The 15,030-nt window shown below is 46.1% G+C and carries 12 protein-coding genes; 5 read left to right on the top strand and 7 right to left on the bottom strand.

The window, feature by feature from the left end:
• Positions 1 to 27 precede the first annotated feature (27 nt).
• The 5 genes from D0X99_RS14830 to trhA all read left to right on the top strand — a co-directional run bounded on the left by D0X99_RS14830 (position 28) and on the right by trhA (position 5,097).
• Complete coding sequence (locus tag D0X99_RS14830; RefSeq protein WP_119478617.1) at positions 28 to 1,458, top strand: inorganic phosphate transporter; 1,431 nt, start codon at positions 28 to 30, stop codon at positions 1,456 to 1,458.
• A gap of 172 nt (positions 1,459 to 1,630) precedes the next feature.
• Positions 1,631 to 2,227 (top strand): DUF2911 domain-containing protein, encoded by a 597-nt coding sequence (locus D0X99_RS14825; protein ID WP_119478616.1) that lies wholly within the window; start codon positions 1,631 to 1,633, stop codon positions 2,225 to 2,227.
• A gap of 120 nt (positions 2,228 to 2,347) precedes the next feature.
• Positions 2,348 to 3,202, top strand: a complete 855-nt coding sequence (locus D0X99_RS14820; RefSeq protein ID WP_119478615.1) for a sulfurtransferase — start codon at positions 2,348 to 2,350, stop codon at positions 3,200 to 3,202.
• A 99-nt stretch (positions 3,203 to 3,301) separates the two neighbouring features.
• A complete protein-coding gene (locus D0X99_RS14815; protein ID WP_119478614.1) occupies positions 3,302 to 4,402 on the top strand; it encodes an acyltransferase family protein in 1,101 nt (366 codons plus the stop codon).
• A gap of 62 nt (positions 4,403 to 4,464) precedes the next feature.
• Complete coding sequence (trhA, locus tag D0X99_RS14810; RefSeq protein WP_147392239.1) at positions 4,465 to 5,097, top strand: PAQR family membrane homeostasis protein TrhA; 633 nt, start codon at positions 4,465 to 4,467, stop codon at positions 5,095 to 5,097.
• A 48-nt stretch (positions 5,098 to 5,145) separates the two neighbouring features.
• On the opposite strand, the gene D0X99_RS14805 is transcribed toward trhA, so the two are convergent.
• The 7 genes from D0X99_RS14805 to D0X99_RS14775 all read right to left on the bottom strand — a co-directional run bounded on the left by D0X99_RS14805 (position 5,146) and on the right by D0X99_RS14775 (position 14,872).
• Entirely contained in the window at positions 5,146 to 6,171 is a 1,026-nt protein-coding gene (locus tag D0X99_RS14805; protein ID WP_119478612.1) for a proline iminopeptidase-family hydrolase, read from the bottom strand.
• A 160-nt stretch (positions 6,172 to 6,331) separates the two neighbouring features.
• On the bottom strand, positions 6,332 to 7,498 hold the full coding sequence (locus D0X99_RS14800) for a Gfo/Idh/MocA family protein (RefSeq protein WP_119478611.1): 1,167 nt from the start codon (positions 7,496 to 7,498) through the stop codon (positions 6,332 to 6,334).
• A 153-nt stretch (positions 7,499 to 7,651) separates the two neighbouring features.
• Positions 7,652 to 8,674 (bottom strand): sugar phosphate isomerase/epimerase family protein, encoded by a 1,023-nt coding sequence (locus tag D0X99_RS14795; protein WP_119478610.1) that lies wholly within the window; start codon positions 8,672 to 8,674, stop codon positions 7,652 to 7,654.
• 102 nt (positions 8,675 to 8,776) lie between these two features.
• Positions 8,777 to 9,985, bottom strand: a complete 1,209-nt coding sequence (locus D0X99_RS14790; protein WP_119478609.1) for a cupin domain-containing protein — start codon at positions 9,983 to 9,985, stop codon at positions 8,777 to 8,779.
• A gap of 156 nt (positions 9,986 to 10,141) precedes the next feature.
• Entirely contained in the window at positions 10,142 to 11,203 is a 1,062-nt protein-coding gene (locus tag D0X99_RS14785) for an aldose 1-epimerase family protein (protein WP_119478608.1), read from the bottom strand.
• Between the two features lie 223 nt (positions 11,204 to 11,426).
• A complete protein-coding gene (locus tag D0X99_RS14780; protein WP_119478607.1) occupies positions 11,427 to 12,191 on the bottom strand; it encodes a 3-keto-disaccharide hydrolase in 765 nt (254 codons plus the stop codon).
• On the bottom strand, positions 12,188 to 14,872 hold the full coding sequence (locus D0X99_RS14775) for a c-type cytochrome (protein ID WP_119478606.1): 2,685 nt from the start codon (positions 14,870 to 14,872) through the stop codon (positions 12,188 to 12,190). Before D0X99_RS14775 ends, D0X99_RS14780 begins: the two co-directional genes overlap by 4 nt.
• Positions 14,873 to 15,030: the final 158 nt, after the last annotated feature.

Genomic DNA, 15,030 nt, shown 5'->3' with positions numbered 1-15,030 from the left:
TCTCTCAATCGATCACCTTCCCATCTCATGACGACACTCCTGATAGTCATCATAGCGCTTGCACTTATTTTTGATTACATCAACGGTTTTCATGACGCCGCCAATTCCATCGCTACGGTTGTTTCTACAAAAGTTTTGACTCCATTCCAGGCAGTAGTTTGGGCGGCATTCTTCAATTTTGTGGCTTTCTTTATTTTCAAGGATCACGGTGTTGCCAATACCATCGCCAAAACCGTCCACGAGGCAGATATCACCCTGGAAGTAATTTTGGCCGGTTTGATTGCTGCAATCGCCTGGAACTTGCTGACTTGGTGGTTCGGAATCCCGTCCAGTTCTTCCCATACCTTGATCGGAGGGTTTGCTGGAGCTGCGATCGCGCATGCCGGATTTGACGCGATAGAGGCTGGTACCATCGCCAAAATTGCAAGCTTTATCGTACTGGCTCCCTTGCTGGGAATGCTGATGGCCTTCATCATTTCCCTTTGGTTTCTGAACTCTTTCCGAAAAAGCATTTTTCCAAAAATCTTTTCCATCCTAGTCATGGTGGTGACGGTTTATTATGTGAGCCTGTCCTTTGAAACCAAAATGACCAAAATACTGGGCTTCAACAATATTGAGGTTACCGACCAAGGTCTGGCTGTTCAGGAAATCCTAAACAAAACTCCAGCAAAAGCCATGGGGCTGAACAAAGGGGACATTATCCTGGCAGTGGATGGCAAATCTCTGGAGGATTCAAACGAACTCGACCAAATCTTAGCTTCCCATCGGCATGGAGATCAAATTACTTTTTCCCTCCTCCAAAGCGGCAAACTCAAGGAAGTTGCGACAACATTCCAACCCAGATTTGAAACCAATTACATGAATTACATCTCCCATGGAGAAAATGTAAAATGGCTGATTATCGGGTTTATAGTTATTTCCATCGCCCTGTTTAGCCTTTTCCTAAGCATGATGAACTACACCCAAAGTGAGGCGTGGTTTAAGCGAATGCAGCTGGTCTCCTCTGCTGCATTTAGTATTGGTCACGGGGGAAATGATTCCCAAAAGGTGATGGGAATCATCACTGTCGCACTGATTGCAGGCAACCAAATTTCCAGTTTTGAAGAAATGCCCAACTGGGTACCCTTGGCCTGTTATTCATTTATAGCCCTTGGCACAATGAGCGGAGGCTGGAAAATCATCAAAACAATGGGGACCCGAATCACCAAAGTCACCCCATTTGAAGGAGTGGCTGCAGAAACAGCCGGTGCTTTGACCTTGTTTTTGACCGAAATGCTAAAAATCCCGGTTTCTACCACCCATACCATCACCGGATCAATCATTGGGGTAGGTGCTACCAAAAGACTTTCTGCAGTTCGCTGGGGAGTGACGATCAATTTGCTTTGGGCCTGGATCTTGACCATCCCGGTTAGTGCTATGATCGCGGGGCTGATCTACATGATCATTTCAGCATTCTAAAAACAGTCCGAATTGCTTTTTAGTGGAAACAACAGATCCTATTTTCCCGGATCACCACTAAATCGATTAATTCCTGATTTTAAAATCGGAAAACCCAAGGGATAATTTGAATGGTCAAACATCACAGCTGATTTTTTGTTAGCTTTCCAAACAAAATCCAAACATAACATTTATGAAATCCACCAAGTCCCTTTTTCTTGCCATTGCATTGATCATGGCAACCTCATTTGCGGCTTTTGCGCAGCTACAAACTCCCGCTGCCAGCCCTGCTGCATCCGTTTCTCAGGTAGTAGGCTTCACCAAAATCAGCATTGACTACTCATCTCCAGCTGTAAAAGGTCGAAAAATCTTCGGAGAAATCGAAAAATACGGCGTAACCTGGAGAGCAGGCGCAAACGCTCAAACCATCATCGAATTCAGCACTCAGGTAAGCGTAGGCGGTAAAACCCTCCGTGCAGGTAAGTATTCCATCTTCATGACTCCTGCCGAGTCAGGCGAGTGGACTGTACACCTGAACAGCAAGGCTGCTTCTGTATTCTCTTACATGAAAGAAGGCAAAATCGACGAAGCGGCTGTAGCAGCTGACGACGCGGTATCCTTCAAAGTGGCTCCAGTAATGGGCGGAAACACTGAGCGTCTACAGTACCACATCTCTGCCGAAAACAACAAAGTGGCTAAAGTGACCATGGCTTGGGAAAAAGTAGCCATCTCCTTTATGGTCGATACTATGGTTGATCAGAAAATGGAAGGGTTCAAATCGGCTTTCTAATCCACATTTAAATCAACTTTTAAACCTGCCCTGAATTCATTCGGGGCAGGTTTTTTTTTCGCAATCCCAGCCTAAAAAACTTAAATCCTTAAATTCGGAGAAAGCAATTCACCCATTCCCATGTCCAGAAGACCTTCTCCCCTTATCCAGGCAACCGAATTAGCGGAAATTCTCCAAAGTCCTGACGTACTCATCGTCGATGCCCGTACCAGCGCCAACCCAAAAAAAACCTATGAGAGCGGTCATTTGAAGGGAGCTGTCTTTGTAGATCCCAATCTAGACTTAGCGGATATCAAAGCTAATTTGGCGGAGGGAGGAAGGCATCCCTTACCCAAACTGGAGGATTTCTGCAGAACTCTGGGGAAATTGGGAATCCGTCCTGAAAGCCGCTTGGTAGTCTATGACGATCAACTTGGCGCTAATGCCGCTGCCAGATTTTGGTGGATGCTCCGTGCGCTGGGCCATGAGCAAGTTCAGGTTCTTGAAGGCGGATTTCAGGCTGCCATAGCAGCTGGAATTCCTATCAGCACAGCTTGGGAAACAAAAAATCCTACTGCTCCCTATCCGGCAGATCATTGGCAATTGAGAATTGCCGATATGGAAGAAGTAGAAGCGGTAGCTTCGGACAAAAATCACTTAGTAATCGATGTGCGATCTCCGGAGCGATTTCGGGGAGAATCCGAACCGATTGACTTGATTGCCGGACATATCCCTGGCGCTGTAAATGTGCCATTAACCGGAAACATGGATGACAAAGGAAACTTCCTGTCTCCGGAAAAACTGAGAGAAAAATACATTCCAATTCTGGGGGAATTCCAAAATGAAAACATCATCGTTCATTGCGGCTCAGGAGTGTCGGCTTGCCACACCCTGCTGGCTTTGGACCATGCCGGACTCGAAATACCCAAACTATATGTCGGATCTTGGAGTGAGTGGAGCCGAAACGACAAGCCAATCGGGAAATCCATCGGTTAAAATCCATACATAATGAGGAATGAGGGATAACCTTTCATCAAATTCCTCAGGAATATTTTTGGGCAATTTTTAACTTGGATATAACCCAAAACCCTCACTATGAATACCATTCCTAATCCAACCCAACGGTTGGTTTCCCTTGATGTGTATCGCGGACTGACCATGTTTTTGTTGGTTGCGGAAGCTTCTTTGGTTTACGATGCACTGTTGGAACTCTTTCCTGAAGGACATGCACTCCATGGAATTTTCATTCAGTTTACCCATCATGAGTGGAATGGGTTGATGTTTTGGGATTTGATCCAACCCTTTTTCATGTTCATAGTCGGCGTAGCAATGCCCTTTTCCCTGAATAAACGATTGGCCATCTCGGAGGATAGAACCAAAGTAACCTTGCACATCCTGAAGCGTTGTTTATTGCTTTTCCTATTTGGGACGGGATTGCATTGCATCTATTCCGGTGAGCTGGTGTTTGAGCTTTGGAATGTCCTGACCCAACTTTCCTTCACCGTTTTGATCACCTACTTTCTGCTGACCAAAGGCTGGAAGGTTCAATTAGCCGTTTCCTTGGGGTTATTGGCTTTGACCGAGATCCTTTATCGGGCTTACAATCCAGAAGTGCCGTTTGAACATGGCACCAACTTTGGCAACTCGATCGATCAGCTCATGATGGGCAAAATCAACCGAGGCGGTTGGGTGGCCATCAATGCGATTCCAACAGCTGCCCATACCATTTGGGGAGCGATTTGCGGGAATTTACTTCTTTCGCAGAAACCCAACTCCGAGAAAATCAAAACCTTCGTCATTGCCGGATTGATTGGATTGGTTGTCGGCTTTGGATTGGATTTGGCGGGAATCACTCCTATCGTCAAGCGAATCAGTACCACGGCATTTGTATTTGCATCAGGGGGCTGGGCACTTTTGGCGTTGGCATTTTTCTATTGGTTTGTCGATGTGAAAAACAACAAAGGATGGGCTTTCACATTCCTCATAGTCGGGATGAATTCCATTTTCATCTACCTTTTCGCCGAAACATTGGGCCGGTGGATGAATAAAACAATTGGGATCTTCACTACCGGATTCTTGGGCTGGATGGGCTTTGGGGAGCATGGACTTGCTTTGGTGACAGCATTCGCTACGCTGGCCGCGATGTGGGGCCTGTGCTATTTCTTGTATCGAAAGGGAATCTTTTTCCGGATTTAATCTGCAAAAAACCTCTTCAGAAGGATTCCATTTCTTCCCAGCTTCCGAAAGAAACTTCAGCAATGGCTAAGCGCACCCAAACTCTAAAAGAAGAATCAGCCAATGCACTTTCGCATGGCCTTGGGCTGGTTCTTGGACTGGTGGGAATTCCCTTTTTGGTTCAAAAATCGCTGGAAAAAGAGGGTATATCGGCCCTGATTGCGGGAATTGCATTCAGCTTGGGAATTTTGATGGTGTACACTTTCTCAACCTGGTACCATTCGACAAAGGATAGGCGATTGAAAAGCAAACTTCAGGTACTGGATCATATTTCCATCTTTTTCCTGATCGCAGGCTCTTACACTCCGATGGTTTTGGCTGTTTTACAAAAGGACAAAGCCATCCTTTTCCTTTCAATTCTATGGATTTCCGTTTTGGTGGGTACATTTTTCAAACTCTTTTTTACCGGTCGGTTCAAAGTGCTTTCGGTTGCCATTTACCTATTGATGGGGTGGCTGGCAGTATTTTTCTTGGATGAAGTATTGGGAAAAATCTCCTTCGGGACTTTAGTTTGGGTCGGAGCAGGTGGATTGGCTTATACGATTGGGGTATTCTTTTACGTCAAAAGTGACAAGCCCTATTTTCATACGATTTGGCATCTATTTGTCCTTGCAGGCACGATTGCACACTTTGTAGCAGTGTATCAAATCCTTTAAAAAAGGATTTAACCTTTGATTTCTTCACCAAAGAACTTTTGGAGGTTCTTAAAATTTACCGCTGTCCACGTCCTTTACAAATCCAATCAGGCCAGGAAAGAAGTGTTCAGGATCGTCATATTGGCTAAAATGACTGCCGTTGGGACAAAGCAGGAACCTTCCGTTTTTCACTTCCTTGGAAATCCATTCCATGTGCTTAGGATCCATTGTGTCGTGGGTGCTCCCAATAACCAAAGTCGGCACAGTGATGTTTTTCAGATTTGGCTTAACGTTCCAGCCTTTCAGCGTCGCCCCCGGAGTAATTCCAAATTCACTGTATCCCTGCATGTAGACATAGACATTGGGATTCACATGTTCGATTGTTTTGGCTGGAGATTCTGGCCACTCGTCCATGGGTTTTCTCAAGACATGAAATGGATAATGGTGCTCAGCGAGAAGTTCCATGTAGCGCGGATTTTCGAAGTCATTGTTTTTTTCGATTTCCATCAGTTCTGCAAAAACTGCTTCAGGCATCTGCGGACCGAGTACCTCTTTGGCATATTTCTCATAGTCATCCAAGCTTGCCATCATATTGGAAATGACCAGTCCTTTGAGGTTCTGCTGATGCTTTAGTGCATATTCCATGGCCAACATTCCTCCCCATGATTGACCGAACAAGAAGAAATTATCCTTGTTTAGGCCCAAAGCGATTCTGACTTGCTCCACCTCATCCACAAAGCGTTCAATGGTCCAAAGTGTAGAATCATCCGGCTGATCAGAGTAATAAGACCCCAACTGGTCATAGAGAATAAACTCGATATTTTCCTGTGGAAAGTAATCCTGAAAATTGCCGTATTGCTCATGAGTCATCCCCGGACCACCATGCAATAACAGCACTTTCATGGTCGGGTTATCTCCGATTCGTTTGGTCCAAACCTTAAATTCTCCCTTTGGTGTCTGGATGGGAATCATCCGAACTCCCTCCTCCACAGCAAGTGACGTGGAATCAGAAGTGATTTCCTCAGTTTGAGTTTGGGGCTGGCATGAGAAAAGAAATCCAGCCAAAGCAAGGAATAAACAGGTGATTTTGAACATGGCACAAGGGATTTGAAGGAATCTGAAATTAGCCAATAATGCAGATTTTACGCTAGTCTATCCAAGTTTGATTTTTTAGGTCGGTATTAATCTTCCTGTTGAAAAACAAAAAGGTCCAAGCCTTTCGACTTGGACCTTTTTAGATTTAAAACTCAACACTTTAAACTTTCTCCACCCACTGCACTCCGGTGTCTTTCCAGGATCTGGAATTCGCGGATTCGATAACAGCTTCACAGACTTTTTGGGTTTCGAAGGCATCTCTGAAAGTAGGATGGCAAGGCTCTCCAGTCTGTAAGCTCAGGAAGAAATCGGATACCTGATGGATGAACGAATGCTCATATCCAATGGAAGTACCCGGAATCCACCAACGCTTCATGTACGGATGGTCACCGTCGGTCACGTGAATGGATCTCCACCCTCTCAATTGACCTTCATCACTGTGATCGAAGTACTCCAGACGGGTCAAATCGTGCAAATCCCAACGGATAGAAGCATGTTCTCCGTTGATTTCAAAGGTATAAAGCGCCTTGTGCCCTCGCGCATATCGGGTAGCTTCAAAAAGACCCAAAGAACCGTTGGAAAAGTGGCAATGGAAAATACAGGCATCGTCAATGCCTACCTTTTTCTTCTCCCCAGAGCCCACGTGAACCCGCTCTTTCACGAAAGTTTCGGTCACGGCAGAGACATCAGTGATTCCTCCATTGAGCCACATCGCAGTATCGATGCAGTGCGCCAGAAGGTCACCGGTTACACCCGAACCTGCCGCTTCCACATCCAATCTCCACAAGCCATCTCCTCCCTGTGGAAGTTCCGGATTGATGGTCCAGTCCTGAAGGAAGTTGGCTCGGTAGTGGAAAATCTTGCCCAGCTTGCCGGAAGCCACGATGTTTTTGGCCAAGGTTACAGCAGGAACTCTGCGGTAATTGTACCACACGGTGTTTTTGACTCCGGCTGCTTCGACTGCTTTTACCATTTCGGCTGCCTCTGCAACTGTTCTCGCCAAAGGCTTTTCGCAAAGAATCATTTTACCGGCTTTTGCCGCAGCAATGGCAATCTCAGCATGGGAATCGTTTGGTGTACAGATATCCACCGCATCGATATCATCGCGCTCGATAATTTTTTTCCAGTCAGTCTCAATGGACTTATAACCCCATTGATCGGCAAAAGCCTGTGCGCGTTCTGCTTTTCTGGAGCAGCAGGCCTGAAGTACGGGAACGTATTCGTATTCCGGAAAAAAGTCAGCCAGACGCTTGTAGCCATTGGTATGGATTCGGCCCATCAGACCGGTTCCGATCAGGCCAATTCGTATTTGTTTTTTATTGCTCATTTTTCTAAGATTTTAAAATTAAAAGATTTGAAAATTGGGTGGAAAGGTTGAAATGTGGTAAGATTATTAAGTTCCGGTTCCTCAAACGTCAATCTTCAAAACTAACTTCAACACTACCCAGAAGCTCGTAAATCGTACTTCTTAAATCGTAAATTAGCCTTTCCAGCCATGCGCCTCACGCACCTTGACCATTGCAGCCAGAATGTCATTCCAGGTTTGCTGCTTTTCCATCACGGCATTGGGGAACATGCAACCATCCCAACAGATATGCTGGAAGGCTTTGGTCAACTGACCGTTTTCATCACGCAGCCAATAGCCCGCATCATGAGCAATATCCAAAAGTCCGTTTGGATCCGTTGCCTGGCAGTGGCGACCTGTTTTGTCGTGTGAGCCTGAACCAAAGACAGACCCGTCGTTTTGAGCCACGTGAAAATCAATCGTCCAAGGACGCAAAGCATCAGTAACAGTTTTCAAAGCGGCTTTGATGGTTTCGCGGTTTTTCAAGTCTGCGTCGGCAGGCAGGATTCGATGCTCAGGGGCATTGTAGCCCATGGTGTAGAGGAACGTGTGGGACATATCCGCCTGGAAACCGATGTTTGGTCGGTCCACCATTTCAAGGAGTTCGACCATGTGCTTCCAGCTGTGCATGGCACCCCAGCAGATTTCCCCTTCAGCCGCCAGTTTTTCTCCAAACCCGGCAGCCACATCGCATGCTTCCCGGAAGGTTTCAGCAATCTGCTTAGTATTGCCAACCGGATCTTTTGACCAATCATGTACTCCTGCTGCGGAGTCAATCCGTACCACACCATAATGTCTCACTCCCAGATCTTTTAGCTTCTGACCAAACTCGCAGGATTTGCGGACCATTTCCACAAAAGTCTTACGCTGATCTGCGGTACCCATGGCTGAACCCGCCCAAATCGGAGCAACCAGCGATCCTACATTTAAATTGTATTTAGAAACTTTGTCAGCAAGCTTTTTTGCTTCATCAGGGTTATTCAAATCAAAATGCGGCTCAAGTAAGCCCACATCAATCCCGTCAAATTTTACCCCGTTGACTTCCGCCGCAGCGGTCATTTTCAGCAAAGAATCAAATGGAATTACGGGCTCTGAATCTGGGCCTTTGCCCACCAATCCAGGCCAGGTGGCGTTGTGGAGTTTGGGAAAATTGTTCATGTGAAAGAGTTATTGGGTTATAAGTTATTGAGTATTTATTTCGTCAACAGTCAACCGTCCACGGACCACCGCAAAACGGTTGACTATGGACTGTTGACAATTCTATTTCACAACCAAATCCGGGTTTCTAGGCCCGAAGTGCTTCAGCATCACGATAGGATCAGTTTTGGACAAGTTGGTGATTTTCACCCCTGCCTGTGCCGCCTGCTCAGAGACGAAGTATTCGTCATGGGTCAACTGACCAAAGCGGATCAGTGCAGGAGTTTCAATATCCCACACGCCCATTTTGCCATAGCCCTGCATCATGATGAAGCCATAAGCAGCTGCATCCTTGATCACCACAGTCTGACCTGGGAACACAGTCAATTCCTTTGCACTGTAATCATGCGAACGGTAACAAATCCAGGATTCATGGTAGCCGGCAGCATGCATCTCATTTGTGTCTCGCACAGGCTTTGGCTCCATGTAGTGGTTGTCCATCAGATTTGGATTCACATTGAGATCCCAATCGATCATTTCCACCAACAGCTCATAGTCACCCCAGCGGTCTTTCGGAGTGGCATTCCAAAGCAATTCATCCGGGATGATCGCTTCATTGACCAGCGACTGATACATCGCAAAAATATCAGAGGCCTTCTGAGGCTCATAGGTACACAAGCTTCCCGGTGCGTGAAGCATCCCCGGAGGCACGTCCCAACCGGTACCCGGCTGAAGTCGGAATGCCTGGGAATAATTCGTGATTTTGTTATCCCCTTTGTTGAAGTTTTTCAGGCAATCCAGGATAATTTCTTTGGTGGTTCCCGGAGCGATTCCGAAGAACGTATAAGGAAAGTCTCCACCGTGATTGTTTACCTGAGGAGGGAAATAGTAGGCTTCCGGCTTTCCGTTTTGTCCGGTCAGCTTTCCAAATTCATCCGAAGGGTGAATATGGTGCGGAAGTGGCCCCATGTTATCAAAAAACTTCGAATACATCGGCCAAGACTTGTATTGATTCCACAACCTTGAACCGACGATCTGTGCGCCAAGTTCGTCTATGGCGTCTTTCAACAGGAAGAGTTCAGTTTTGCCGCCGTCTTCAAAAGCGATATGACTCAAGCCTTCATTTTTGGAAGTTAGAGGGCCGTTTTGAGCAGGTGTGGTGGATGCAAACCAACGCTCATCGATTCCTCCACGCATTCCACCCAGCGCATAATAATCATCCGGATGAAGCTTGATTCTTCGGCCGGGCACGCAGAAAGAGCGTGGAACCCAGGTGGGTGTTAATCTTAGTATTCCTTCGCCTTGTTCAAGGGCTTTTTTTGCTAGGCTCATGGTGTTGGGTATAGTTATTAGTTATTGAGTTATTTGATTTGTTCGATATTCGAAATTCAGCGTTCGATATTCGAAATTTGTTAAGTGTTAATTATCCAAAGCTCAGAGTTTAAAGTGCCGGATTGGTGTCGTAAATTCTCAATCTTACCCCGATAGCTATCGGGGCGTAAATCCCCTTGCTTCTTCCCCTGTCAGCACTTCCAGCAGCAAGTCATAAGTTCTGCTTTCGCCGGGCTCCAACAGAATAAGGGTTCCGTTTTCCCGTGCTGCTGCCTGACCGATTGGAGGATGGGTCGCAGGTTCCAAAGCGGTCACGTACTCATTTTTCCCCCAATGCTGCCAGTTGATCAACCAAGGCATTTGGGTTTTGGAAAATGAAATCCTCAAAGCCAATCCCAGTTCATCATTGGCGTAGCCACAGACGACTTGATTTCGGGAATCTGCTTTGGGATCAATAAAGGCCACATCTTCCCCAAATCCAGAATGCTCTTCCATTGGAGGGGCACACCGGGTAAATTCATATTCCCGGTTGAATTCCGTATTGTTGGCATCCGTGGCTTTCGGTTTTTTCTCACCTTGCCAAATGATCCTCGTTCCGTCATCAATCAAAGGCCATCCACAATTGATATGATACAAAATCATGTGTGGAGCAGGAGCATTTCCCCGGTTGGTGACCTGATCTTTGATTCGGATTTCGGCTGAACCGATTTTCCCGGAGATCGTCCGGGTCATCTCCAGACTCGGGCCGAAAGTGGTTGTTTCCCTTACTTTGGCTACAATTTCAAAGCTCAAATCCTGGCTGAAAATATCAGGTTGGCGGATTGAGATTAACTCAGCCGGCGTGTTGGAATAGTTTCCATGAAGTCCACGGCTTCCGCTTCCATCGGTATTTGGTGGGCCGGCATTGGATAAGCCACAGGTTGTCAACAAGCCTCCGCCAAAAGTTCGAAGCCAGTCTATTCCCTGATTGGAAAATGGCTGGGGGAAAGTCATTCCCGCATGGGAAATCCAAGCCAGGCTGTATTCATTAAAGAACGCATCCAAGATATCCATTCCCCGATCCAGCACGAGCTTGTATCTCAATCCTGTCCCGGTATTGATCCAGGCGACCCGGACTCCCCGACCGGCACCGTTGTCTATGACGGAGGTTTCGATCCCTCCCAACTGATGGGAGTTGGAGAGTTTATACTTCCATTTTGCTTTATCGGACAGGTTCATTTTGGGCTGCTTGGACTAGGATTAAACCTATGAAAAAGGCCTTCTGAGACTATCCTGCTGTATATGGGTTGCTCAGAAAAGCATGAGCTTAAGATAGAGAAAATGCAAAAGGTTCTCTCGCCTTTGGTCAAAAAATCAGGATTAAAATTTCTTTATCCAATTTAATTTAAAAACAAAAGGCGTGGATTTCTCCGCGCCTTTCTGCCTTTTATGGCTAATCACTTTACAACTTTTTTACTTGGATATTTTTAAACATCACTTTCATCGGAGGACCAACGTGAACCTGGAAACCCATCAGGCCTTTCAGCCTTCTGTTTTTGGCATCTTCATCATGCACTTCACTCATCAATGTTCCGTTGACATAGTGCTGCATTACATTTCCTTTGGCCACAATATGGATGGAATTCCATTCACCCTTTTTGATCAGATTTCCGAGTTCAGCACGATCACCCAGTTCAGATACGATATTCAAACCCTTCCAGGCATTGCGCTCAACAAATCCTCTCACTTCGGTGATGGAGTCCGGCTGGGAGGTGATTCGTGTTTTTTGCCCACGGTAAGCTAAAGTGGTTCGCTTACGCTCTTCATAGTTTTGGCCGGTATACCGGTTGCCTCCGTCAATATCGGCCTGATACCCTCTGAGTGCGTATGGCAATTCAGTAAAGCGATCACTTCGGTATTGCACTCCTGAATTGCCGGTATCAGAAATCCAATAGTCCACTTTCAGTTCGAAATCTCCCAGTTCTCCACCCTTCCAGATGATGAAGGTGTTGTTTTTCAAAACTGTCTCGGGGGTAATTTCCCCTACCATTGCACCGTCCTTGACAGACCAATACACCGGATCATATTCCCAACCTTCAAGCGTCTTCCCATCAAAAATGGATTCGAAATCAGCCTTTTCTGTAGAGGAAGAAATCCCTGCACAGGAAAAGACAGCAGCCAAAATCCAGGCTGCTGCTTTAAAATTTATCAGTGATGAGAGACTCATTTCTGTGCGGTGGGTTGTTTGTACACGGCATGATCCGCATGACCACCTGAAATCAGGTACGCCATCAAATCTTTCAATTCTTCCTCATTGAGGCGGTTGATCAAGCCCGGCATCATGATGGAAACTTCTGCACTTTTCTTCAATGCAACCGTATTTTTCGGAACCGTCTTGATGTCATTTGGAGCAAATGGATTCTGAGAGATGAAATAATTCTGTGCATCTTCATCATTCAATTTACCCACAATAGATCCCCCACCTTTCAATTCCAATACCGTAGCCTGATACTGATCAGAGACGGTTTCACTTGGATTGATCGTGGCAGCCAAAATATCTTTTGGAGAGAATCGAGTTCCCAACTGAGTTAAGTCTGGACCAATTGCACCACCTTCACCTTGCATGGTGTGGCAAGACTGACAAAGGACTGCTGCATACATGGCCTTTCCTTTGACCAAATCACGTCCAGTCAGATTCTCCACCAACGGTGCTGCTTCCTCCACAGTCCATCTTCTACCCGGACCTTCAGGCTGCACGCCACTGTTTACGATGTCATTTCCACTGGCAGTCAAAAGCTTACCTCCGGACATTTCATCGTACTTCTCAAAATCAGCTTTGTCTACGGAAGCCAAAGCCATTTTTCTTGCCCGATCCAAGAAGCCCACATAGCTGCGGCCACCCTTGTAAGCGGTCAGTGCATGATGGATCCATTTAAAGTATTCCTCTCGCTGGGCAACAGTCCATCCCTTGTCGGCTCCGCCTAGAACTGTAGCGTAGAAGGTAGCCTGAGCTGGCGGCACATTAGCCAGCATATTGGCAATGTCCATCCCGTACTGGGGATTTCTGAACACCAAGTCAGAGGAAGCGGTGAAAGTCTTCTGATAATTTGGATCATCCTTGGCTGTTTTCAGCAATGCCAATGTCTTTTCAACAGCACTTGGAGCATCCAAGTGAACCATCAGGATGGAAAGAGATCGATCCAGCATGTTGTCATTAGACGGATAATTTGGATCCAAGTATGCAATCAACTGCGGCTTCACCGATTCGGCTCCTTTGCCATAGCGATACAAAATCACCTCGATGGTTCGAAGTATATCCTGCTTATCCTTTGATGAAAGACCTTTGTAATCCACCTGCATCAAGCTGTTTAGCATTGCTGGCGCATCTGCATCCGTAGCATGATGGGCCAAAGCTAAAACGGCATGGATCTTTTTGGTTGGATCAGTTTCAGCAATTGCTTTATCCTTCCAGGAAGCTACAGGCTGATGCTCCAACACGATACGGGCTGCATATTGAACAAAGCGATCTTTGTGGTTCAAATTTTCCCATGCCATTTCAAGAGCTTCAGTAGGAGCTCCAGCTACGTGGTACTGCTCAAGCTTTCTTCTAAGTTTCGCTTCTTCTGGTAAATCGGCTTCCTGAAGAGGCGTGTAGGTATCCACATCTCCTTTGTAATAAACTCGATAAAGGTCTGAATCCAATCTTCGACCACCCGTAGCGAAATACATTGCACCGTCAGGACCAATGGTACCATCGGTTAGTGGAAGCGGAGAACCTGAAATAAATTCTTCAGCCGTGGCATCATAAGAAGCGCCCTTAGGTGTCAGGTGAATGGCGTAAATGATTCCAAAGCTCCAATCAAAGGCAAAAAGTGCTTTCTTGTATTTGCTTGGAAAATTGGCTTTCAACCCAAACATCACGTTAGTTGGAGAACCTTGTCCGATATTCAAAGTAGCAGGCAAGTTGTCCGGATAGTTAGGTGACCACTTGGAATTGCCTGTTCTCCAGCCATACTCAGAGCCACTTGTCAAATGAGTGATTCGCGTAGGCCGATACCAAGGCATCCCGAAGTCCCATTCCATGTCTGAGTCATAGGCGAAAATATCTCCTACCTCATTGTAGTCAAAATCGAATGCGTTTCGATACCCAGCAGAAATCAATTCCCAATTTTTCCCTTCGGGATCAATTCGAGCAAGCCATCCTCCAGGAGCCAAACGGTCATTGGCATGACCTCTAGGGTCTTTGATCAGAGGAAATAAATTGTCCTCATTCCATACTCTAGGTAGGCGGTAGGAATTCATTTCCGGTACGTCTACGTGGTTACCTGCGATCAGGTAAATTCCTTTTCCATCCGGCGTCACCTTCATGGAGTGCGGGCCGTGCTCACCTTGTTGACCTTTTAGTTCCCGAATCTGAGTTACAGTTTCAAACTGGTCATCTCCATCCAAGTCCTGGATTCGGTAGAGACCGGTAGGCTGACTGAATTTTTCATTCGGATTGTGATTCACCATCACGTAAAGGGAATTGAAGGCATAAAGCAGGCCTTGGGCATAACCCATTCCGACCACTGTATCAGCCACATTCCCAACGTTTAGTTTCTCAACTTTTGGCTTAACGGTGGAATCAGACCCAATCGGAGGCAATTCGAGACGGTAGAGAAAACCGTATTGATCTGAGGTAATCATTCTACCCTTGTCATCAAAGGTCATCGCTACCCAAGAGCCCTGGTCATTCTCTCCTGGGCTGTAAAGCAATTCTGCCACAAATCCATCCGGGAGTTTCAGTTTATCAATCTTTGGATTGCCGGTAAGCTGCCGGCCGGTTTCTTCTTTTTTCGAGCAGGCAAAAGAAATTGCCAAAACCCCAGCAAAAAAGAAAATATTCTTTAGAGTGCTTTTGAGGAACATATTATTAGGGATTATTGAATTGCAGGTAAATAAATTTTCATAGGGATCAAATTGCAAAATATTTAATGGGATCAAAAGCCATTCATGATAGCTATTTACTTTCTGTCAATTAATTAACTGTCCTGCCATTTCCGGCTTAGAAGAAAATAACCCAACAT

This window comes from Algoriphagus lacus (assembly GCF_003583985.1).
Lineage (GTDB): Bacteria > Bacteroidota > Bacteroidia > Cytophagales > Cyclobacteriaceae > Algoriphagus > Algoriphagus lacus.
Note: the sequence above shows the minus strand (reverse complement) of the source record. Positions and strands in the feature narration are given on the sequence as shown.

What these genes read in the sequence shown, in the direction of transcription:
- D0X99_RS14815 (WP_119478614.1), top strand. Translation starts at nt 3,302, where the DNA reads ATGAATACCATTCCTAATCCAACCCAACGGTTGGTTTCCCTTGATGTG.
- D0X99_RS14805 (WP_119478612.1), bottom strand. Translation starts at nt 6,171, where the DNA reads ATGTTCAAAATCACCTGTTTATTCCTTGCTTTGGCTGGATTTCTTTTC.
- D0X99_RS14780 (WP_119478607.1), bottom strand. Translation starts at nt 12,191, where the DNA reads ATGAGTCTCTCATCACTGATAAATTTTAAAGCAGCAGCCTGGATTTTG.
- D0X99_RS14790 (WP_119478609.1), bottom strand. Translation starts at nt 9,985, where the DNA reads ATGAGCCTAGCAAAAAAAGCCCTTGAACAAGGCGAAGGAATACTAAGA.
- D0X99_RS14800 (WP_119478611.1), bottom strand. Translation starts at nt 7,498, where the DNA reads ATGAGCAATAAAAAACAAATACGAATTGGCCTGATCGGAACCGGTCTG.
- D0X99_RS14795 (WP_119478610.1), bottom strand. Translation starts at nt 8,674, where the DNA reads ATGAACAATTTTCCCAAACTCCACAACGCCACCTGGCCTGGATTGGTG.
- D0X99_RS14830 (WP_119478617.1), top strand. Translation starts at nt 28, where the DNA reads ATGACGACACTCCTGATAGTCATCATAGCGCTTGCACTTATTTTTGAT.
- D0X99_RS14785 (WP_119478608.1), bottom strand. Translation starts at nt 11,203, where the DNA reads ATGAACCTGTCCGATAAAGCAAAATGGAAGTATAAACTCTCCAACTCC.
- D0X99_RS14825 (WP_119478616.1), top strand. Translation starts at nt 1,631, where the DNA reads ATGAAATCCACCAAGTCCCTTTTTCTTGCCATTGCATTGATCATGGCA.
- D0X99_RS14820 (WP_119478615.1), top strand. Translation starts at nt 2,348, where the DNA reads ATGTCCAGAAGACCTTCTCCCCTTATCCAGGCAACCGAATTAGCGGAA.
- D0X99_RS14775 (WP_119478606.1), bottom strand. Translation starts at nt 14,872, where the DNA reads ATGTTCCTCAAAAGCACTCTAAAGAATATTTTCTTTTTTGCTGGGGTT.
- trhA (WP_147392239.1), top strand. Translation starts at nt 4,465, where the DNA reads ATGGCTAAGCGCACCCAAACTCTAAAAGAAGAATCAGCCAATGCACTT.